We start from the raw sequence: 20,613 nt of genomic DNA on the forward strand, positions 1-20,613 counted from the left end.
TCACCAGCGGTCCGCGTGGATGCGTTCCGGCTTGAAGCGGTCGCGGCGTCCGGATTCCTGGGCGGGACGGCCCAGGACCGCGAAGCCGAGCGGCTTGACGGTTTCGGGCAGGGCGAGGAGCTTGCGGAAGCCCTCTTCGCGGTCGGCCATGGGATGGACCCCGGTCCAGACCGCGCCCAAGCCCTTGCCGTGGGCCGCCAGAAGAAGGTTCTGCATGGCCGCCGAACAGTCCTGCACCCAGTAGCCGGGATACTTCTCCAGAGTCAGCTCGGCGCAGACCAGGATGCCCAGGGGCGCGTGGACGATCATGCCCGCGTAGGGACTGAAGGCGGGGATGGCCTCGCGCAGGGCCTTGTCGCGGATCACGATGAAATGCCATGGCTGGGCGTTGCCCGCGCTGGGCGCGCTCATGGCTGCTTCCAGGATATCCCGGACCAGTTCGTCGGACACCGGCGCGTCCTCGAACTTGCGGATGCTGCGCCGGGTATGGATGGCTTCGAAGAGTTCCATGACGGCTCCTTTGGTTTCCGGTTTACACTGCCCACTGTTTCATGCAGTATACACAAAAAAGCAAGCAGGCACCTGAAAGTCATATAGTATCCGGAAGGAAACCAATGAAGAAAGACAACGCGGAACAGGAATCCAAGAGTTGCGCGGTGAAGCGGTTGTGCGGCAAGGAATACTGCTGCTCAGTGGAGTTGACGCTCCAGGTCATCGGCGGCAAGTGGAAACCCGTGATCCTCTATCATCTGGGCCGCCGGGGCACCCTGCGTTTCGGGCAAGTCCGCAAGTCCATGCCGAGCATCACCCAGAAGATGCTCACTCAGCAGCTGCGCGAACTGGAGGCCGACGGCATGGTGCACCGCGAGGTGCATGCCCAGGTGCCGCCGAAGGTGGAATATTCCCTGACCGAGCTGGGCTTGAGCGTCATGCCGGTGCTCAAGGAGCTGTGCCGCTGGGGCGGGCAGTACGAGAAGCTGCTCAAGGAGCGCGAGGCGGCGGAACAAGCCGCCTGAGCTGTTCAGTGCGTCTCGCCGCGGCGCATCCGCCTTGAGCGGTACGGTCCCTGCAAGGTGGCGCGGAGGGGAAAAAAATACCCCCGCCCCATCAACCGAATCGAGGGAGCCGTCCTTCATGCCGCTGTTCGCCGCCGCCAATGCGAAACGGGTCATCCCGGAACGGGATGCCGGCGTCGTCTCTGTCCTTCTGCCCGAACACTATCTGCGTACCCCGCTGACGGCCGACCTGGAACGCCTTCGCGACCCGCGCCGACCGCCCGAGGACGCGCTTTTCGTCAATCTGGTCGCGAAATACTTCTTCGCCTACGTCTACGAGGGGGCGCACGACGCGGTGGTGCCCCTGCCGGAGATCACGAAGTTGTTCGAACAGTTCAGCCGCCATCAAAGCCTCAACGAGGACGGCGACGACGTGGAGGTCATGAACAGCCTGCGCCAATGGTCCTTCGCCCTGCGCATGCTGGCCGACCTGCCCAAGACCGCGCACATCCTGCGTTCCGTGGCCTTGCGCCGCCTGTCGCCGAAGATCCTGGAACAGCCTTACGTGGGCCTGGACATCGGCACGGGTTCGGGCATCCTCATGCTGGCCGCCGAGGTTCAGGCCCGGCGCAACGGTTTCGACAAGCCGGAAATATGGGGTCTGGAGTATGACCGCCCGGTGGTCGAACGCTCCAGCGTCCTGGTGCGGAGCCTGGGGGGGGGCGAGGTGGTCTTCGCCGACGCCCGCGACGTGTCCGCCTATTCCCCGTTCGCGGACAAGGAACTGAGCTTCGTCTCCAACGAAACCGTCTCAGCCACGCACCAACGCCTGCGGCGGGAGCATTTCGCGAAGATATTCCGGGCCCTGTTCGGCGCGTGCCGGGGCGGGCTTGAGCACACGGCCTTCTTCCCCGAGGGCCTCATCGTCTACAACAAGGAGATGAACGTCTCGGTCATGCTTTCGCGGATCAATGGATTCCAGGGAGTGCCCGAGTATGAAACCCTGGACTTCTATCCCCAGGGGCTGTTCATCGAGGGCCGGGTGGTGCCGCTGCACCAACTGGGCGAGGAGTTCCTGCCCTATCTCACGCCCCTGGGGCGTTCGCTCATCTCCCGGCGCTGGTAGACGGGTTCGAGCGGAACGTGACCCCGCCCTGGCGCAGGCGGTATTCCAGCAGGCGGCCGTCGCGGGGATCAAGCACCGCCGTGAGCGTGAAGAACGGTTCGCGGCCGTCGCCGGTCACGGCCCGGACCAGAGGATGCAGGCTGACGAAGCGGAGATCCTGGAAAATGAGCGTCTCGTGGTCGCCCTCCAGGGTGCGGATCACGGCCGGGTAGCGGCTGAACCACTCGTAGGTTTTGAATACATCCGCCTCGCGACCCAAACCGTCCAGCAACCCCTTGTCGGCCTTGGTGTAGATCGTGCCGGACGGAGTTTTGTCCGCATCCTGGAAGCGGATCAGGGACAGTTCGTAGGTTTCCCCCAGGTCGAGCACTCCTTTCCAATACCAGGGAGTGAACGCCTCGGGGCTGAGGCGCAGGGAGAGGAATTGCCGCCCTTCGTGGCGCAGGGCCGTTTCCAGGCGGGATTCAAGAACCAGACGGCAGGACCAGCTGGCCAGGGGATAGGCCAGGAGCCAGACCAGCCCGGCCAGGGCCAGTGAGGTGCGCCGCCCGGGCAGACGCCAGGCCGCCAGGGCCGCCAGGAGCAGGCCCGCCGTGAACACCGGGTCCACGATGAACACGGACTCCAACGTGAAGCGGGTGTTGCTGAACGGGGCCAGGAGCTGCGTACCGTAGGAGGTCACGTAGTCCAGCCAGAGATGTCCGAGCACTAGGCCGAGCATCAGGAGCCAGGCCTTTCGGAGCGGGACGTCCCGGACCAGGAGTTTCCAGGTCCCGGCGAGGAGCGCGGCCAGGACGGGCGCGGCCGTCAGGGCGTGGGACAGGGCCCGGTGCTGGATGAGATATTTTTCCGGGTCGCCGCCGGTGAAGTTGTCCAGGTCCGGGAACAGGGCCGCCGCGAGGCAGGCGGGCAGCAGCAGGCGGGTTCCGGGCAGGAAGCGCCGGACGGCCTGGGACGCGAGCAGGCCCGTGGCGGCGTGGGTTACTGGATCCATATGCAACGGATACCTGAGAATCGGCGGCGTTGAAAGGGGTTGTTGACCTCGCGGCCCGGCGCGGTTAGGGAAGCGGAAACGATCGCGCGGAGGCGGCAATGCTCAAACCATCGGCGGGCGTCAGCCTGGAAGGACTGCCCCACATTTTTTTCGCGGCTTTTTGCACCGTGGTCTTCGCCGTCCTCGAGTGGTGGTTCCCGACCGTTCTCATGCTCGTCCTGACCGCGCTGGCCCTGAATTTCTTCCGTGATCCCGAGCGGATCCAGCCCGAGGACGCCGAGGCCGTGGTCTCCCCAGCCGACGGCAAGATCGTCAAGATCGGGCGTGAGACCGACCCCGTGTCCGGTGAGGCCCGTCAGGTCATCTGCGTATTCATGAACATCTTCGACGTGCATGTGAACCGCATGCCCGTCTCCGGCACCATCCAGGCCCTGCACTACCACCCCGGCAAGTTCTTCAACGCCTCCCTGGACAAGGCCAGCAAGGACAACGAGCGCAATGTGGTGGAGATCGTGGGCAAGGGCAATCAGCGCTTCACCGTGGTCCAGATCGCCGGGCTCGTCGCCCGGCGTATCGTCTGCTGGGCGGAGAAGGGCGACAAGCTCAAGCGCGCGGAGCGGTTCGGTCTGATCAAGTTCGGGTCGCGAGTTGACCTTTACCTGCCCGATGGTTACGATTGCACCGTGTACGTCGGCGATCAGGTGTTCGCCGGCCAGACCGTGGTCGCCGTGAAGCGTTGACCTTCCCGGGGCCTGCGACGAGAGAATGAGCGAAAGACCGCTGCCGCGCCACAAGGGCGTGTACATCCTGCCCAACATGTTCACCACGGCCAGCCTGTTCGTGGGGTTCCTGGGCATTCTCTGGGCCGTGCAGGGCCGCTTCGAGGTGTGCGCGCTGGCAATCCTGGGCAGCGGAATCCTGGACGGACTGGACGGCAAGGTGGCCCGGCTCACTGGCACCAGCAGCGAGTTCGGGGTGCAGTACGACTCCCTGGCCGACCTCGTGGCCTTCGGAGTGACCCCGGCCATGCTCGTCTACTTCTGGAAGCTCCAGCAATTCGGCCGCCTCGGACTCATGGCCGCCTTCCTGATCGTGGCCTGCGGCGCGCTCCGGCTGGCCCGCTTCAACGTCCAGACCAAGGTGATCTCCAAGAAGTTCTTCATCGGCCTGCCCATCCCGGCCCAGGCCTGCACCCTGGCCACCCTGGTTCTCTTCACCCCGTACATCCCCGAGGCATGGAGCGGCAGGCCGCTCGCCCTGACGGTCCTGACCATGACCTATGCGCTGTCCTTCCTCATGGTCAGCACCATCCGCTTCGCCTCCTTCAAGGAGTATGGTTTCCTCAAGGCACACCCCTTCAGCTCGATGGTCACCGCCATCCTGCTGTTCGTGCTCGTGGCCTCCCGGCCGCGCGCCTTGGGCTTCCTGCTTTTCCTCGGCTACATCGCCTCCGGCATTCTCTACACCCTCTTTTATCTTTCCCGCAGGGGCTCCAAGCTCCTACGGGAGACCCCCAAGCTATCCTAGCCTGACTTCCGTTCCAGCGACCGTGTCCCCAGTCGCCGCGGAACCGGGCCAGGGCCCGGTCGCGGCGTGTTGCCCTAATGCATCGACAAGAGTAAACCCATCGGACGATGGGCGTCAGTGGAGGAAAGAACATGGCTGAGCGCATCTTTGTCTTCGACACCACCTTGCGCGACGGCGAACAGTCCCCGGGCGCGACCATGAACATCCAGGAAAAGGTGAGCATGGCCCGCCAGCTGGAGACGCTCGGCGTGGACATCATCGAGGCCGGGTTCCCGGCCGCCAGCCAGGGAGACTTTGAAGCCGTGCGGGCCATCGCCGCCGCCGTGGGCTCGGCCCAGGTGGCCGGGCTCTGCCGGGCCATGCCCGCGGACATCGACCGAGGCTGGGAAGCCATCAAGGAGGCCGCGTATCCCCGCATTCATACCTTCCTGGCCACCTCCGACATCCACATGAAGCACAAGCTCCGCAAGACCCCGGAGCAGGTTCTGGAAATGGCCGACGCTGCCGTGCGCCACGCGATGCGGCACACCGCCAATGTGGAGTTCTCTGCCGAGGACGCCTCGCGTTCGGATTGGGGCTTCCTGGCCAAGGTCTGCTCCGTGGCAGTCAAGGCCGGGGCCACGACCCTGAACATTCCGGACACCGTGGGCTACATCCAGCCCCACGAGTACGCCGAACTGATCGCCTTTCTGCTCAAGAACGTTGAGGGTGCGGACAAGGTCGTCTTCAGCGTGCATTGCCACAACGACCTGGGCTTGGCCGTGGCCAACACCCTGGCCGCCGTGCGGGCCGGAGCCCGGCAGATCGAGGGCACGGTGCTGGGCATCGGCGAGCGCGCGGGCAACGTGGCCATCGAGGAAGTGGTCATGGCCATGCATACCCGGCCGGACGTCTATCCTTATGAGACGAACATCAAGACCGAGCAGATTTATCCGGCCTGCCGCCGGCTGTCGCAGATCATCGGCCAGCCCATCCCGCCGTACAAGGCCATCGTGGGGCCCAACGCCTTCGCCCACGAGTCCGGCATCCACCAGGACGGCGTGTTGAAAAACCGGCTGACCTACGAGATCATGACCCCGCAGTCCGTGGGCCGTTCCGGCACGGAGATGGTCATCGGCAAGCACTCCGGCTCCCATGCCATCAAGCGCAAGATCGAGGAGTTGGGCTACTCCCTGGACGAGCAGCAGCTGGCCGTGGTCTTCGGCGCGGTCAAGGAGCTGGCGGACAAGAAGGAGCAGGTCTTCGACGAGGACGTGGAGGCTCTGGTCCTGGAGAAGGTCTACCGCCGCCGCGACAAATACCGCCTCAAGGACATGAGCGTGTTTTCGGCCACCGGCGGGGTTCCCCCGCACGCCGCCGTGGTCATGGAGTTCGTCACCCCTGACGGAGTGGAGACGCGGCGCGGCTCGGCCTTCGGCGAGGGCCCGGTGGACGCCATCTTCAAGTGCATCGGCCGAATGGTGGGCATGACGCCCACCTTGGAACGCTATCAGGTGAACGCGGTCACGGGCGGCACGGACGCCCAGGGCGCGGTCACCGTGCGCATAGCGGACAACGGCTTCAAGGCCGTGGGGCGCGGCACCAGCGAGGACGTGCTGGTGGCCAGCGCCCAGGCCTTCATCACGGCCCTGAATCGTTTGGAGAAGACCAAGGAGGAGAAACGGGAATGCCCCACACTTTAGCGGAAAAAATCCTGCAGGCCCACACGGCCGACGACGCCTCGGAACCCGGGCGCATCGTCCGCTGCCGCGTCGACCTCGTATTGGCCAACGACATCACCGCCCCCCTGGCCATCAAGTCCTTTCGGGCCATGGGTGCCCAAGAGGTCTTCGATCGCGACCGCGTGGCCCTGGTCTGCGACCACTTCACGCCCAACAAGGACATCGAGTCGGCGGAGCAGGTCCGCACGGTACGCGAATTCGCCCTGGAAAAGAAGATCACGCACTACTTCGAGGGCGGCGACGTGGGCGTGGAGCACGCGCTGTTGCCGGAACTGGGTCTGGTGGGCCCGGGCGACGTGGTCATCGGTGCGGACAGCCACACCTGCACCTACGGCGGCCTGGGAGCCTTCGCCACCGGCATGGGCTCCACGGACATCGCCGCGGCCATGGCCCTGGGTGAAACCTGGTTCAAGGTGCCGCCGACCATCCGGGTGGAAATGAGTGGTAGCCTGGCCCCCTTCGTGGGCGGCAAGGATCTCATCCTGACGGTCATCGGCCGGATCGGCGTCTCCGGGGCGTTGTACAAGGCCCTGGAGTTCGGCGGCCCGCTGACCTCCGAACTCTCCGTCGAGGCCCGCATGACCATGGCCAACATGGCCATCGAGGCGGGCGGCAAGGTCGGGCTGTTCCCCGTGGACGACAAGACCCTGGCCTTCTGCCGGACGGCCGGGCGCACGGGCGACACCTTGCTGGACGCCGATTCCGGGGCCGCCTACGAGCGTGTGCTGCGGATCGACGCCACGGGCATGGAGCCCCAGGTGGCCTGTCCGCACCTGCCGGAAAACGTGCGGCCCGTGAGTGAACTCAAGGATTTGCGCGTGGATCAGGCGGTCATCGGCTCCTGCACCAACGGCCGCATCTCGGACCTGCGCGAGGCCGCCGCCGTGCTCAAGGGCCGCAAGGTGAAGAAGAACCTCCGCTGCGTCGTCCTTCCCGCCACCCCGAATATCTGGCGTCAGGCCCTGCGCGAGGGACTCATCGAGACCTTCATGGAGGCGGGCTGCATCGTGGGCCCGGCCACCTGTGGCCCCTGTCTCGGCGGGCACATGGGCATCCTGGCCAAGGGCGAGCGGGCCGTGGCCACCACCAACCGCAACTTCAAGGGCCGCATGGGCAGCCTCGAATCCGAGGTCTACCTGTCCAATCCCTCGGTGGCCGCGGCCAGCGCCGTGGCCGGCGAGATCATCCATCCGGCGGCGCTCTAGGAGGCAGACATGATCGTCACAGGCAAGGCCCACAAGGTCGGGGATCACATCGACACCGACGCCATCATTCCGGCGCGCTATCTGGTCACCACGGACACCGCTGAACTGGGCAGTCATTTCATGGAGGGCATCTCTGCGGACTGGAACGCCCGGGTGTCCAAGAACGACGTCCTCGTCGCCGGGGAGAACTTCGGCTGCGGCTCCTCCCGCGAACACGCTCCCCTGGCCGTTCTCGGCGCGGGCATCCCCGTGGTGGTGGCCAAGAGCTTCGCGCGCATCTTCTATCGCAACGGCTTCAACATGGGCCTGACCCTGTTGGAGGTCGGCGAGGATGCCGATAAGCTCCGCGACGGCGACCAACTGGAGGTGGACACCAAGTCCGGAGTCATCCGCAACCTGACCACGGGCGAGAGCGTACGTTGCGCCCCGGTGCCGCCGTCCATGCAGGAACTGGTGGACGCGGGCGGGCTGGTGGCCTATGTGAAGCACCGCCTGACCAAGGTGGCCATTAAAAAAGCATAACCGTATTCCATTGTTATAATTCAATTCTGATTGATCTAAGCGAGGAAGAAATGAAGATTTGCGTGTTGCCTGGCGACGGCATCGGCCCGGAGATCACGGACCAGGCCTTGAAGGTTCTGCTCGCCGTGGCCGAGAAGTTCGGCCATGCGGTGGAGCTGGACGAGCAGCGTATCGGCGGCTCGGCCATCGACGCCACCGGCGTTCCCCTGCCCGAGGAGACCGTGGAGGCCTGCAAGGGGGCCGACGCCGTGCTCCTGGGCGCGGTGGGTGGTCCCAAATGGGACAACCTCGACCCCGCCATCCGGCCCGAAAAAGGACTCCTGGGCATCCGCAAGGCCCTGGGCCTGTTCGCCAATCTACGGCCCGCAGCGCTCTTTCCCCAGCTGCGCTCGGCCTGCCTCCTGCGCCCGGACATCGTGGACCGCGGGGTGGACCTGTTGGTGATCCGCGAACTGACCGGCGGGATCTACTTCGGGGAGCCCAGGGGCGTGGAGGTCCGCGACGGCGAGCGCACGGGCTTCAACACCATGATCTACCGCGAGAGCGAGGTGCGGCGCATCGCCAAGGTGGCTTTCGAGGCCGCCCGCAAGCGCCGCCGCAAGGTCTGCTCCGTGGACAAGGCCAACGTCCTGGACGTCTCCCGCGTCTGGCGCGAGGTGGTGATCGAGACGGCCGCCGAGTACCCGGACGTTGAGCTCTCGCACATGTACGTGGACAACGCGGCCATGCAGCTCGTGCGCGACCCGTCCCAGTTCGACGTGCTCGTCACCGGCAACCTCTTCGGCGACATCCTCTCGGACGAGGCCGCCGTGATCACCGGCTCCATCGGCATGCTCCCCTCGGCCTCCCTGGGCGAGGGCGGGCCCGGCCTGTACGAGCCGATCCACGGTTCGGCCCCGGACATCGCGGGTCAGGATCTGGCCAACCCGTTGGCCACCATCCTCTCCGTGGCCATGCTCCTGCGTTATTCCCTCGGAATGGAGGAGGAGGCCCGCAGCGTGGAGGACGCCGTGCGGCGCACCCTGGACCAGGGTCTGCGCACCGGCGACATCATGGAGCCGGGCAAGGCCCGGGTGAAGGGCAGCGAGATGGGCGCGGCGGTGCTCGCCAACCTCTGATGACGACGCGGGGCCGGAGGTTCCCTCCGGCCCCGTTCAATCCTTGTCCTCGTCATCCCGGCCCGTGAGCCAGCGCTGGATGGGGTTGCCCTTCTCGCCGGGATGGCGGTCCCGCCAGTTGCGCTTCATGCGCTCGAAGATGATGAAATAACCGACCCCGATGGCCAGGACGGCCAGGATGAAGGCCAGATCGCTCATGGCTGCTCCTCGGTGTGCGCCAGTTCCCGGACGAAGGCCAGTTTTTCCCCAGCCTTGCGGCGACGCACGGCGGCCTCGGCCTTGAGCGCCGCGCTTTTGTCCGCGCAGGGCGCACTGGCGGCCAGGGCCACCGGACGCCGCGCGCGGGTGTAGCGTGCGCCCGTGCCCGCGTTGTGTTCGGCCAGACGGCGGGCGAGGTCCGTGGTCACGCCGCAGTAAAGGCTGCCGTCGGCGCAGCGCATCAAGTAGACGAACCAGCCGGTTCCGGCGGGCATGGGCGATCCTCCCGGGCCGGAGAGCGGCCCTCTTCAGGCTCTATGCCAGGGCGTGGCTCCTGGCAAGGCCGCTCTTGCCAAGCCGGGCCCCTGCATATATGAACGTAATCCTTTTACAGCCCACTATGTCAGGTAGTCCGCATGTCGCGCATCACTGTCACGAATCTGGTCAAGGCTTACGGCGGAGAGGATCTCTTCGACGGCCTGTCTTTCGAGATCGCCCCGGGAATGCGTCTGGCCGTGGCCGGTCCCAACGGCTGCGGCAAGAGCACGCTGCTGCGCATCCTGGCCGGGGAGGTCGAGCCCGACGGCGGCCAGGTGGCCATGGAGAAGGGCGCCCGTCTCGGCTACGTGGCCCAGGAACTGGGTGACGAGGATCTGGAGCAGGCGTTGCTGCCGTGGGTTCTGGCGGCCCTGCCGTCCTGGGGCTCGTTCTGGCGGGAATGGGAGCAGGCCGTGGCCTCCGGCGACGAAGCCCGCATCCGGGCCCTGTCCGAGCGCCAGCATGAACTGGAGGCGGGCATGGGCTACAATCCCGAGCACCGCGCCCGGGCCATTCTCACCGGCCTGGGTTTTTCCGAGGACAAGCACCTGCGCCGCATCGGCGAACTGTCCGGCGGCTGGCGCGAACGGGCCAAGCTGGCCCGGGTGCTTCTGCAGGGCGCGGACGTCCTGCTCCTGGACGAGCCCACCAACCACCTCGACCTTGAGGCCGTGGAGTGGCTGGAGAACTATCTTTTGAACTTCCGGGGGGCGGTGGCCTTCGTGGCCCACGATCGCGTCTTCCTGGACCGGGTGGGCTCGCACGTGCTCTTCCTGGGCGGAGCCCGGCCCATGCTGCGCAAAGGCTCCTTCGCGGAGTTCCTGGAGTGGGAGGCCGAGGCCGCCCAACAGCGCGAACGCGAGGCGGCCAAGCTCTCGGCCCGCATCGAGCACGAGCAGTCCTACATCCGCCGTTTCCGGGTCAAGGCCCGCAAGGCGGCGCAGGCGCAGAGCAAACTCAAGAAAGTGGAGAAGCTCCAGGCCGAGCTGTCCAAGGTCCAGGACGACACGCGCGGTTCCCGGCCGGGCCGCAGCCTGGCCTTCGCCCTGCCCGAGCCCCGGCGCGGGGACAAGGTGGCCGTGAGCGCCGTGGATCTGGAGTTCGCCTATCAGGGTGACCACAAGGTCTGGCACAAGCTGGACTTCCAGGTCTTCCGGGGCCGCAAGATCGCCCTGGCCGCGCCCAACGGCGCGGGCAAGTCCACGCTGCTCAAGCTCATCGCGGGCAGCCTCAAGCCGACGCACGGGCATGTGAAGATCGGGCCGAACACGGACATGGCCTATTTCAGCCAGCACCAGACCGAGATACTGCGGCCCACGGGCAGTGTGCTTTCGGAAATCCGCCGCCTTTCCGACCCGCGCAACACCGAGGAACAGCTCATGGGCGTGCTCGGCCTGTTCCTCCTCGGCGAGCCCTATTTCGAGCGCCCGGTGGCCGCGCTCTCCGGCGGCGAGAAGAGCCGTCTGCTGCTGGCCACCCTGTTCCTGGCCCGGCCGAATTTCCTGCTCCTGGACGAGCCCACCAACCACCTCGACCTGGAGAGCCGCGAAGGATTGGTCCAGGCCCTGCGCGACTACGAGGGCACCTTGCTGTTCGTGGCGCACGACCGCTACCTCATGAGCGAGGTGGCCGACGAGATATGGAGCCTGTCCCAGGATGGCATCGTGGTCTTCTCCGGGGGCTTCGCGGAGTACGACGCCCACCGCCGGGCCGAGCAGGCCGCCGAGAAGGCGGCCGAAACCGCCCCGGCCAAGTCCCGCATGGACAAGGAGGACAAACGCCGGGCCGCCGAGATCCGCAACCGGATATCGCGGGAGATGAAGCCCCTCAAGGACGAATACGCGAAGCTGGAGGGCGAGTTGGACAAGGCCCTGACCGAGCAGGCCGAGCTGGAGGCAAGGCTCAACGACCCGGCCACCTACGCCGATTCCGGCAAGGCCCTGGAGCTGAATGCGCGCTACCGCGAAACCTCCGAGTGGGCCGAAGGCCTCATCGAGCGCATGGGGCGTCTGGAACTGGAGATGGAACGGCTGAACGGCCTCAAGCAGGAGATGCTGGCCGAATGAGCCGCCGCGAGATCTGGGTGGTGGCCGGAATCATCTGGCGCGGTCGGGAGTTCCTGGCGGTGGACCGGCCCGAGGGCAAGGATTTCGCCCACCTGTGGGAATTCCCGGGGGGCAAGATCCGACCCGGCGAGAGCGCCGAGGAGGCTCTCGTGCGCGAACTGCGCGAGGAACTGCGCATCACGGCCACTTCCTTCGCCGTCTGGCGCGAGAAGCGTCACGACTATGAGGAGTTCAGCGTCCATTTGACCTTTTTTCACGTTCATGCCTTCATGGGCGATCCCTTTCCGGCCGAGGGCCAGGCCCTGGCCTGGGTCCGGCCCGAGGAACCGGTCGAGCTGGCCTTTCTGCCGGCGGACGTGGAGATCCTGGAGGCCCTCAAGCGCTACACCGGACCCCGGGGTCAGGGCTGACCCGGGGCGCCGCAACGCAAGGAGAACATCGTGCGCATCGTCGACCTCATCCGTCGCCGCGGTCCTTTCCTCTCCCTGGAATTCTTCCCGCCCAAGGATCGCACCACCTGGCCCGCGTTTTACGCCGAGGTGGAGAAACTCAAGGCCCTCGATCCATTGTTCGTCTCCGTGACCTATGGCGCGGGCGGCGGCACCCAGGACAACACCCTGGACGTGGTCACGCACCTCAAACGGGATATGGGCCTTGAGCCCATGGCCCACCTCACCTGCGTGGGCGCGTCCTCCGAGGCCCTGCACGGCTTTCTGGGTGCCCTGAAGGACGTCGGCATCGAGAACGTCCTGGCCCTGCGCGGCGACCCGCCCAAGGACCGCCCGGACTTCCGCTTTGAGGGCCAGGAGTTCCGCCATGCCTCGGACCTCGTGACCTTCATCCGCCGTCACTACCCGGGCCTGGGCGTGGGCGTCGCGGGCATCCCCACCAAGCACCCGGAGTCGGCCAGCGTGGAGATCGACCTCAAGTGGCTCAAGTTCAAGCTGGACGCGGGCGGCGATTTCGTGGTCACGCAGCTGTTCTACGACAACGAGCACTACTTCGGCTATGTCGGCAAGCTGCGCGCTCTCGGGGTCGAGGCTCCGGTGATCCCGGGCATCCTGCCGGTGATGAGCATGAAATCCGCCCAGTTCATCGCCGGACTCAACGGCCGGGAGGTCTTCGGGGGGTTCTACGAGGTGCTGGAGCGCACCCACGCCGAGGGCGGCGACGAGGCGGTCCGGGCGCTGGGCCTGGCCCACGCGACGAAGCAGGCGCAGGACCTTATTGACAGGGGCGCGCCCGGAGTGCATCTCTATACGCTCAACCGCGCCGAGGCATGCCTTGAGATCGCGGACAAACTGAAGTTCTAGGGGGTTTGGCGAGATGAGCAAGAAGTCGTTGCGCGTTGCCGTGTGCGGAGCCACGGGGGCCGTGGGTCGCGAGATGCTCAAGGTTCTGGAGGAACGGGATTTTCCGGCCACCGAGGTAGTGCCTTTCGCCTCCAGCCGCTCGGCCGGTTCCACCGTGCCGTTCAAGGACGCGGAACTGACCGTGCGGGAACTCAAGGAAGACTCCTTCCAGGGCTTCGATCTGGCCCTCTTTTCGGCCGGCGGCGGCACGTCGCTGAAGTTCGCCCCCCTGGCGGCCAAGGCCGGCTGCGTGGTGGTGGACAATTCCAGCGCTTGGCGCATGGACCCCGAAGTGCCGCTGGTGGTGCCCGAGGTCAACCCCGAGCATCTTGAGCGGCACAAGGGCATCATCGCCAATCCCAACTGCTCCACCATCCAGATGGTGGTGACCCTCAAGCCGATTCACGACGAGGCGAAGATCAAGCGCATCGTGGTCTCCACCTACCAGGCCGTGTCCGGTACCGGACACAAGGCCATCATGGAACTGGAGACCCAGGTGCGGCGGCTGTTCAACGGCCAGGACGTGATCCCGGACGTCTACCCGCACCAGATCGCCTTCAACTGCCTGCCCCAGATCGACGTCTTCCTGGACAACGGCTACACCAAGGAAGAGATGAAGATGGTCAACGAGACCATCAAGATCATGGGCGACGACTCCATCCGGGTCACGGCCACCACGGTGCGCGTGCCGGTTTTCTACGGCCACTCCGAGGCGGTGAACATCGAGACCGAGGAGAAGCTCACGGCCGAGGACTGCCGCCTGCTGCTGGCCAAGGCTCCGGGCGTGACCGTCGTGGACTACCCGGAGAAGAAGGCCTACCCCATGGCCGTGCACGCCGCGGGCGAGGATGACGTCTTTGTCGGCCGCATCCGCGAGGACGAGAGCATCGACAAGGGGCTGAACCTTTGGATCGTGGCGGACAACATCCGCAAGGGCGCGGCCCTGAACGCCGTGCAGATCGCCGAGGAGCTCCTGCGCCGGGATCTCGTGCGGGTGCCGTGATGCTGCGCGTCGCCGGTTCCGACGATTACCTGGACGCCCTGCTGGAGGCCATCCGGCCGGGGGCCGAACACGTGCTGGCCTTCTACGACCACCGCGTGGGCCTCATCGGCACGGATCCCCGGCTCATGCTGATGCCCTGGGACGACCACCTCGCCCACCGGGGCGACGGCGTGTTCGAGACCGCCAAGTTCGTCGGGCGCAAGATCTACCAGTTGGACGCACACCTCAAGCGCATGCGCTCCTCCTGTCAGGGCATCCACCTGGAGCCGCCGTGCTCCTGGGAGGAAGTCCGGGAGATCGTCCTGCAGGTGGCCACTGCGGCGGACACATCCCAGGGACTGGTCCGCGTCCTGCTCGGCCGGGGCCCCGGCGGTTTCGGCATCGACCCCTACGAGTGCCCGGTGCCGAGCCTCTACGTGGTGGCCTACGACATCCACCTCAAGTCCGAGGACGTGTACGAGCGGGGCGTCAGCGCCTTTAAGGCCTCCATCCCGGCCAAGCAGTCCTGGTTGGCGACGCTCAAGACCACCAACTATCTGCCCAACGTGCTCATGAAGCGCGAGGCGGTGCGGAAGGGCTACGACTACGCCCTCTGCTTCGACGAAAACGGATTCCTGGCGGAGGGCGCCACGGAGAACGTCTGCATCGTGGACGCCCGGGGCCGCCTGTCCATCCCGGAGTTCACCAACGCCCTGGCGGGGACCACGCTCATGCGCGGCGTGGATCTGCTCAAGCGTGAGATGGACGTGGTCTTCCGGGGCATCTCCGAGGGAGAACTGCTGGAGGCCCGGGAGATCATCCTCGTGGGCACGACCATCGACGCCCTGTCCGTGGTGCGTTTCAACGACAAGCCCGTGCATGACGCCCGGCCCGGGCCGGTGAGCAAGCGGCTGCGCGAACTGCTGCGCGCCGATCTCGTGGAGAACGGGATACCGTTCTAGGTTCGAGAAGAAAGACAGACGGCCACCGGGAAACCGGTGGCCGTTTTTTTGTTCCGAAGTTCAGGCCGAAAGGGTGCGATCGGGCAGGAAGCGGTCCCAGGTCAGCTCGGAGGCATCGGGCGCGTCGGCGGCCGGGGGGCGGGTGCGTTGGACCGGGGCGTTCTCCAGCATGAGCCTGGTCTGGCGTTCGTTGGGCGCTCGGCCCGGCCCGGCGGGCAGGGCCCAGGGTTCTCCACGCAGCAGGGCCAGGGCCCAACGAACCACGGTGTCCGGGAAGAATGCCGGATTGCGGATCACCAGCAGGGCTTCGTGTCGACCGTCCTCGACGGGCGTCACGCCGGGCGTCACGACGGGCGGCGCGGCGCGGCAGAGCAGGGGGCGCGGAACGCGGATCAGGGTCTTGCCCCGCAGCGTCGCGCGGATCCACATTTCCCAGTGGCCCAGGCGGGTGCGTCCGCTCAGGCCTCCATTCTCCTCCCACAGCTCCCGGCGCAGGAGCACGGCTCGCCCCAGGGGATTGCCGACGCGCAGCACGTCAGGATGGAAGTCCGGCAGGCGACGGTAGCGCAGGAGGTTGCCATCCATGAGCACCCGGTCGGTATAAGCCGCGTGCGCGCCCTGCTTCAGGGCGTCGAGGCAGGTTTCCAGGTGTCCGGGCAGAAGTCGATGCCGGGAGTCGACAAGGAGCAGTGCCTCGCCTTCGGCGCGCCGGACGGCGGCGTTGGCCACGGAGGACTGCCCGCTGTCGCCGGTTTCCAGGAAGACGAAATCGCGGCAGGGCAGGATGGCCCCCCAACGGAGCAGACTCGGCGGGAAGCCGGGATCGCCCTCCCCGCGCGCGACCACCACCTGGACCTCGCGGAGCAGAGAAGCCTGCCGCGCCAGGGAGCGCATGAGCGGCTGGAACGAGGTTTGTCGCCCGTCCGCGACAAGAATCACGGATATGGAGGGACGCTCGCGCATGAAACCCTTCCTTGGGATGCTCCGGGCCGCGCACCTTCCCTGTGCGCATGAACGCCCATCGATGAACATATCGGCGGTTCGGCCGGATTCTTTAGGGCGCGGGCGCACGAATCTCCTGGAAATAGTTTGAAAATGAGATAACACTGAGACGGTATTGAAGAATCGCGCGGCGGGAAGGAATCATGACCCGGACCTTTGACTACGAAGTGCGGCCCGTGATCATCGATGGGGATCTGACGGACTTGCGCGTGCTGCGCGGTGGTCGGACCTGGACTCTCTGGGGACGGCGCGGCGGCGCGGCCGAGCTGGCCCTGTTGGAGGGTCTTCCCGAGGGCCTGCCCGTGTTGCTGGGCACGGGCCTGGGACTGGCTCTGGAGGCCCTGCTCGAACGTGGCGGGCCCGTGGCCGTGGTGGATCGCGAAACTCCGTTGATCGAGGTGAGCGGCGTGCGGAGGCGTTTCGGCGACGATCCGCGCGTGCTCTGGCTGGACGACCCGGACCCCGATCAGGTTGTGCGCGCCCTGGAACAGTGGCGGGCGGAACACGACGGTCGGCCCCTGAGGCCTTTGGCCGTACCCCTCTGGCAACGGCTGGTCCCGGAATACTATGGGAGCCTGCTCTCGGCCCTGCGGCCCGCGCCGAACGGGGATTTCTGGTCCCGCGTTCGGCGGCCGCGCTTCCGCCAGGCCGTGCCCCGCGTACTCGTTCTGCATCGCCCCTATTTCCTCACCGACGAGATCGCCTCGGCACTGGACGCTTTGGAGCTGCCGTGGCGCGCCGTGGAGGTCGGCATGGGGGCGACCGTGCGCCCCGGGTTCGTGGAGGATCTGCTTACGGCGGCCGTTGCATTCCGGCCCGACTTCGTGCTCACGGTGAACCACTTCGGCCTGGACCGCGAGGGCAGGGTGGCCGAACTGCTGGAACGTCTGGGATTGCCCCTTGCCTCCTGGTTCGTGGACAATCCCCGGCTCATTCTCTCGCGTTATGTCGGGCTGAACCGACCGGGGACAGTGCTTTTCACCTGGGACGAGGCCGGAGTGGAGCCGCTCAAGGCCGACGGCTACCCGGAGGTTCACTACCTGCCCCTGGCCACGGACCCGGAACGCTTTCGACCCGACGCCGGGCAGGCGCCCTCGGCATGGCGCGCGGACGTGTCCTTCGTGGGCAATTCCATGCGCCGGGCCGTGGACGGCTGCCTCGCCTCACTGGTGCGGTTCCCGGAACTCGTCAAGGGATACGAAGGGCTGGCCCGAGAATTCGGAGCGTGGCCCGACAGCACGGCGGCGGCCTTTCTGGCCGAGGCGGCTCCGGAGACATGGCGGCTGCACCAGACCCTGCCGGACGAGGAGAGCCGTTTGGCCTTCGAATCCCTGCTGACCTGGGAGGCCACCCGGCAGTATCGCCTGGAATGTGTGCGCGGCCTGTTGCCGCTCAAGCCGCTGGTGGCCGGGGACGAGGGCTGGCGCGCGGCCCTTGGGCCGGGGAACTGGCGTTGGCATCCGTCCCTGGACTACGCCCGGGATCTGCCGTGTTTCTATGCGGCGGCCCAGGTCAATTTCAACTGCACGAGCCGCCAGATGAAGGGCGCGGTGAACCAGCGGGTTTTCGACGTGCCCGCCTGCGGCGGTTTTCTGCTCACGGACGCCGGGCCGCAATTGGAGCGGCTGTTCGATCCCGGAGCGGAAACGGCGGTCTACGACCGGCCGGAGGACGTGGAGGAGGTCGCGCGGCGTTGGCTGGCCGATCCCCTCGGCCGGGCGGAACTGGCTCGGCGGGCTCGGGCCCGCGTCCTGGCCGAACACACCTACGCGCACCGGCTGCGGCGGCTGGCGGAGATCATGCGCCAGACCTTCGATCTTGCGGGAACCGTTGGATTCTGCGATAGAAAAAAAGGATCGGTTGTGCCCGCGCCGCAAGACAAGGAGTGATCGTGGCCACATTCCAGTGCGCTTCGTGCGGCTTCTCCCGGGAGGTTCCCGCCCGTCTCGCCGGGCGCAGGACCAAGTGCCCGCAATGCGGGATTCCGGGTGCAGTGGCCGGAACGACCGAGGGAAAGGCGCCGGCGTCGGCGATTCCGGCCTTCTTCGCCTGCCCCTCCTGCGGCCGGAGGACCGAGGTGCCCGCGCGTCTCGTGGGGCGGAGCGCCAAATGCCCCTCCTGCGGCGGTATCGGCACGATCACCGCCGCGCCGCCCAAACCCGCGGACCTGGAAGTGGACTCCATCTCCCTGGACGATCTGGTTCAGGATGCGCCGCCTCCGCCGACCCCGCGCGGCGATCCCTCGCAACCGCTCCCGACCCTGGCCCCGGATGCGCCCCCGCCCTCGGAAGCTCCGCGACTGTTCCAGGGCAATCCGCTGAAGAACCTTTTCGCCGGAATCGTTTCCGGTCTGCTCGGCGTCTTTTTCTGCCTCGCCCTGGCCGGGTTGGTCTTCCCCCAGGCCGCCCTGGCTCCGTTCTATCCGTCGGCCCTGGGGATGGCCCTGATTTCGGCCGCCGTCATGGGCACGGTCTACGCCACGCGGAGTTGTGTACCCTTCGCGATCGCCGGACCCGAGTCCATGGCCTGCGCCCTGTTGGCCCTGATGGCGGGCGACGTGGTCCGGGCCATGCCCGGAAGCCCTCCCGAAACGGTCTTCGCCACGGCGGCCGTCGCGGTGGCCCTGAGCGCCTGTGTGGCTGGAGGCATGAGCTGGCTGGCCGGTCGCCTGCGGCTCGGCGCGTTGGTGCGCTTCATCCCCACGCAGATCATCGGCGGCGTGTTGGCGGCGGTGGGCGTTTTCCTCCTGGCGGGGGCCCACGGATTCGTCACCGGCAAACCGTTTTCCCTGGCCGAACTGCTCGGGGGATTGTCCCTGGAGGGATTGTCCCGCTTCCTGCCGGACGCCCTGAGCCAGCCCTGGACGGCGGCCATGCTTTTCGGCGGTCTGCTCTTCGTCCTCCTTTTCCGCTTGCGGCATTCCCTGTTCCTGCTGCTTCTGCTTGGTCTGGGGGTGGCAGCTGGTCTGGCCGGAAACTGGTGGCCGGGTTCGGCCCTGGCCCGGTTGGCCGACGTCTCGGGCTTTCTTCCGGCCGGGGCCATCCCGCCCATGTCCCTGCTCATTTCCGATTGGCTCCCGGGCGTGTCCTGGACCGTTGTTTTCGACCAGGCCCCGTCGGCGTTGGCCCTGGTGGCCTTGCTGGTGATGAGCGACATGTCGCGCATCACGGCCCTGGAAATCTCATTGGGCCGTGAACTGGATCTGGATCGGGAGTTCCGTATCCTGGGCCTGGGCAATCTCGCCGCCGGGGTGTGCGGCGGTCTGCCCGGAGCGGTGTCCCTGGGCAGGAGCCTGGGAAACCGGGCCGCCGGAGCCGCCGGTCCCCTGGCGGGCATCGTGGCCGCCTTGGTCTGCCTGGCCGCGTTCCTGCACCTGGGCCCCTGGCTCGGACTGGTGGCCCGCTTCGTGCCCGGCGGTTTTCTCGTCTATCTCGGCCTGAGCCTGCTCAAGGACTGGCTCCTGGACACCCGGGGCGAGTTCACCCGCAAGGACGACTACGCCCTGCTCTGGCTGACCTTCGTCGTGACCGTGGTGCTGGGGCTGCTCCTGGGCATGGCAGTGGGACTGGTCCTGGCCATGCTCGTAACCGTGAGCCGCTATGGGCGCGGCGCGTCCGTGGGCCGGGTTCTGTCCGGTGACAGCCACCGCAGCAACGTGGATCGGGCCAAGACCCAACTCACGATCCTGCGCGAAAAGGGCGGCCGGACGCTCATCCTGGAACTGCGCGGGTTCCTCTTCCTGGGCTCGCTGCAGGGGGTGCTGCGTTGCGTGCATCAACGCCTGGCCGACCGCGACGCCGAGCCCTTGCGCTACGTGGTCCTGGATTTCGGCGCGGTCACCGGCCTGGGCTCCTCGGTGAACATGGGCTTTTCCATGCTCACCCGCTTGGCCGACGCCCAAGGCTTCCGGCTGGTGCTGGCCCAGTTGTCCCTGGAGGTCTCCCAGCACCTGGAACGGGCCGGTCTGCTCAGGCCCGGCGACGAGGACGCGCCGGTTCAGGCGTTCATGAACCTGGATTATGCCCTGGAATGGTGCGAGAATCGCATCCTGGAGGCGGAGGGCGCCCTCGGCGGCCCGGAGATGTCCCTGGCCGATCTTCTGCGGCCGGTCTTCCCGGACCCGGAGGTGGTGCCGCAGCTGTTGCGTGTGCTGAAGCGGGTCGAAGTCCGCAAGGGGCAACACGTGTTCCGACAGGGCGATCTTTCCGATTCGCTCTACTTCATCGAGTCCGGCATGGTGAACGTCGAACTGGAGCTGGAGGGCGGGCGCATTCTGCGGCTGAAGAAGCTTGGTCCGGGCACGGTCTTCGGCGAGATGGGCCTGTACACCACGGCCCCTCGCTCGGCTTCGGTGGTGGCCACCCGCACATGCGTCCTGCATCGCCTTTCGACGGAGAGCTTCCGGGCGCTTCAGGAGCGCGCGCCGCGCCTAGCCTCAGCCGTGCATCGCTTCGTGGTCACACTCCTGGCCGATCATCTTTCCGACGCCAACCGCAAGCTGCGCGACCTCTCGCGCCGCTGAGCC

At 66.7% G+C, this 20,613-nt stretch carries 20 protein-coding genes; 15 read left to right on the top strand and 5 right to left on the bottom strand.

Annotation, left to right across the window (positions count from 1 at the left end):
* Positions 1–510 (bottom strand): nitroreductase family protein, encoded by a 510-nt coding sequence (locus H587_RS0100325; RefSeq protein ID WP_027174547.1) that lies wholly within the window; start codon positions 508–510, stop codon positions 1–3.
* Between the two features lie 104 nt (positions 511–614).
* On the opposite strand from H587_RS0100325, the gene H587_RS0100330 reads away from it, so the two are divergent.
* Both H587_RS0100330 and H587_RS0100335 read left to right on the top strand, forming a co-directional pair.
* Positions 615–1,016, top strand: coding sequence for a winged helix-turn-helix transcriptional regulator (locus tag H587_RS0100330; protein ID WP_027174548.1), 402 nt, complete (start codon positions 615–617; stop codon positions 1,014–1,016).
* 118 nt (positions 1,017–1,134) lie between these two features.
* Positions 1,135–2,121 (top strand): class I SAM-dependent methyltransferase, encoded by a 987-nt coding sequence (locus H587_RS0100335; protein ID WP_027174549.1) that lies wholly within the window; start codon positions 1,135–1,137, stop codon positions 2,119–2,121.
* Here H587_RS0100335 and H587_RS0100340 read toward each other — a convergent pair.
* On the bottom strand, positions 2,102–3,115 hold the full coding sequence (locus H587_RS0100340; protein ID WP_027174550.1) for a metal-dependent hydrolase: 1,014 nt from the start codon (positions 3,113–3,115) through the stop codon (positions 2,102–2,104). The genes H587_RS0100335 and H587_RS0100340 overlap by 20 nt on opposite strands.
* A gap of 98 nt (positions 3,116–3,213) precedes the next feature.
* Here H587_RS0100340 and H587_RS0100345 point away from each other — a divergent pair, with 98 nt between their 5' ends.
* The 6 genes from H587_RS0100345 (at position 3,214) to leuB (ending at position 9,208) form a co-directional block, all read left to right on the top strand.
* Positions 3,214–3,855 carry a phosphatidylserine decarboxylase family protein gene (locus H587_RS0100345; protein WP_027174551.1) on the top strand — a complete coding sequence of 214 codons (642 nt, stop codon included), beginning with the start codon at positions 3,214–3,216 and terminating at the stop codon, positions 3,853–3,855.
* A gap of 25 nt (positions 3,856–3,880) precedes the next feature.
* Positions 3,881–4,642, top strand: coding sequence for a CDP-diacylglycerol--serine O-phosphatidyltransferase (gene pssA / locus H587_RS0100350; protein ID WP_027174552.1), 762 nt, complete (start codon positions 3,881–3,883; stop codon positions 4,640–4,642).
* Positions 4,643–4,773: 131 nt separating this feature from the next.
* The gene (locus H587_RS0100355) at positions 4,774–6,324 is read left to right on the top strand and encodes a 2-isopropylmalate synthase (RefSeq protein WP_027174553.1); all 1,551 of its coding nucleotides are present in this window, start codon (positions 4,774–4,776) and stop codon (positions 6,322–6,324) included.
* Positions 6,309–7,568 carry a 3-isopropylmalate dehydratase large subunit gene (gene leuC, locus H587_RS0100360; protein ID WP_027174554.1) on the top strand — a complete coding sequence of 420 codons (1,260 nt, stop codon included), beginning with the start codon at positions 6,309–6,311 and terminating at the stop codon, positions 7,566–7,568. Before H587_RS0100355 ends, leuC begins: the two co-directional genes overlap by 16 nt.
* Positions 7,569–7,577: 9 nt before the next feature.
* Entirely contained in the window at positions 7,578–8,090 is a 513-nt protein-coding gene (locus H587_RS0100365; protein WP_027174555.1) for a 3-isopropylmalate dehydratase small subunit, read from the top strand.
* A 50-nt stretch (positions 8,091–8,140) separates the two neighbouring features.
* Positions 8,141–9,208 (top strand): 3-isopropylmalate dehydrogenase, encoded by a 1,068-nt coding sequence (gene leuB, locus H587_RS0100370; RefSeq protein WP_027174556.1) that lies wholly within the window; start codon positions 8,141–8,143, stop codon positions 9,206–9,208.
* A 36-nt stretch (positions 9,209–9,244) separates the two neighbouring features.
* Here the strand turns inward: leuB and H587_RS20770 are convergent, their stop codons facing one another.
* Positions 9,245–9,406, bottom strand: a complete 162-nt coding sequence (locus tag H587_RS20770) for a hypothetical protein (RefSeq protein ID WP_169432732.1) — start codon at positions 9,404–9,406, stop codon at positions 9,245–9,247.
* Positions 9,403–9,681, bottom strand: a complete 279-nt coding sequence (locus H587_RS0100380; protein WP_027174557.1) for a GIY-YIG nuclease family protein — start codon at positions 9,679–9,681, stop codon at positions 9,403–9,405. The genes H587_RS20770 and H587_RS0100380 overlap by 4 nt, the downstream gene beginning before the upstream one ends.
* Positions 9,682–9,822: 141 nt before the next feature.
* Here H587_RS0100380 and H587_RS0100385 point away from each other — a divergent pair, with 141 nt between their 5' ends.
* From H587_RS0100385 to H587_RS0100405, 5 genes are read left to right on the top strand one after another with little or no spacing between them, the layout of a single operon-like run.
* Positions 9,823–11,790 (top strand): ABC-F family ATP-binding cassette domain-containing protein, encoded by a 1,968-nt coding sequence (locus H587_RS0100385; protein ID WP_027174558.1) that lies wholly within the window; start codon positions 9,823–9,825, stop codon positions 11,788–11,790.
* Positions 11,787–12,200: a (deoxy)nucleoside triphosphate pyrophosphohydrolase gene (locus tag H587_RS0100390; protein ID WP_027174559.1), complete on the top strand. Its 414-nt coding sequence runs from the start codon at positions 11,787–11,789 to the stop codon at positions 12,198–12,200. Before H587_RS0100385 ends, H587_RS0100390 begins: the two co-directional genes overlap by 4 nt.
* Positions 12,201–12,230: 30 nt before the next feature.
* Positions 12,231–13,103 carry a methylenetetrahydrofolate reductase gene (locus tag H587_RS0100395; protein ID WP_027174560.1) on the top strand — a complete coding sequence of 291 codons (873 nt, stop codon included), beginning with the start codon at positions 12,231–12,233 and terminating at the stop codon, positions 13,101–13,103.
* A 13-nt stretch (positions 13,104–13,116) separates the two neighbouring features.
* Positions 13,117–14,145 (top strand): aspartate-semialdehyde dehydrogenase, encoded by a 1,029-nt coding sequence (locus tag H587_RS0100400; RefSeq protein WP_027174561.1) that lies wholly within the window; start codon positions 13,117–13,119, stop codon positions 14,143–14,145.
* On the top strand, positions 14,145–15,086 hold the full coding sequence (locus H587_RS0100405) for an aminotransferase class IV (RefSeq protein ID WP_027174562.1): 942 nt from the start codon (positions 14,145–14,147) through the stop codon (positions 15,084–15,086). Before H587_RS0100400 ends, H587_RS0100405 begins: the two co-directional genes overlap by 1 nt.
* A 60-nt stretch (positions 15,087–15,146) precedes the next feature.
* Here the strand turns inward: H587_RS0100405 and H587_RS19440 are convergent, their stop codons facing one another.
* A complete protein-coding gene (locus tag H587_RS19440) occupies positions 15,147–16,049 on the bottom strand; it encodes a glycosyltransferase family 2 protein (protein WP_027174563.1) in 903 nt (300 codons plus the stop codon).
* Between the two features lie 182 nt (positions 16,050–16,231).
* Between H587_RS19440 and H587_RS16735 the strand changes: the two genes are divergently transcribed.
* Both H587_RS16735 and H587_RS16740 read left to right on the top strand, forming a co-directional pair.
* The gene (locus H587_RS16735; protein WP_084630299.1) at positions 16,232–17,977 is read left to right on the top strand and encodes a CgeB family protein; all 1,746 of its coding nucleotides are present in this window, start codon (positions 16,232–16,234) and stop codon (positions 17,975–17,977) included.
* Between the two features lie 188 nt (positions 17,978–18,165).
* Positions 18,166–20,610, top strand: coding sequence for a SulP family inorganic anion transporter (locus tag H587_RS16740; protein ID WP_156904406.1), 2,445 nt, complete (start codon positions 18,166–18,168; stop codon positions 20,608–20,610).
* The last annotated feature ends 3 nt before the right edge of the window (positions 20,611–20,613 follow it).

Source organism: Desulfovibrio aminophilus DSM 12254, assembly GCF_000422565.1.
Taxonomy (GTDB): Bacteria; Desulfobacterota; Desulfovibrionia; order Desulfovibrionales; family Desulfovibrionaceae; genus Aminidesulfovibrio; species Aminidesulfovibrio aminophilus.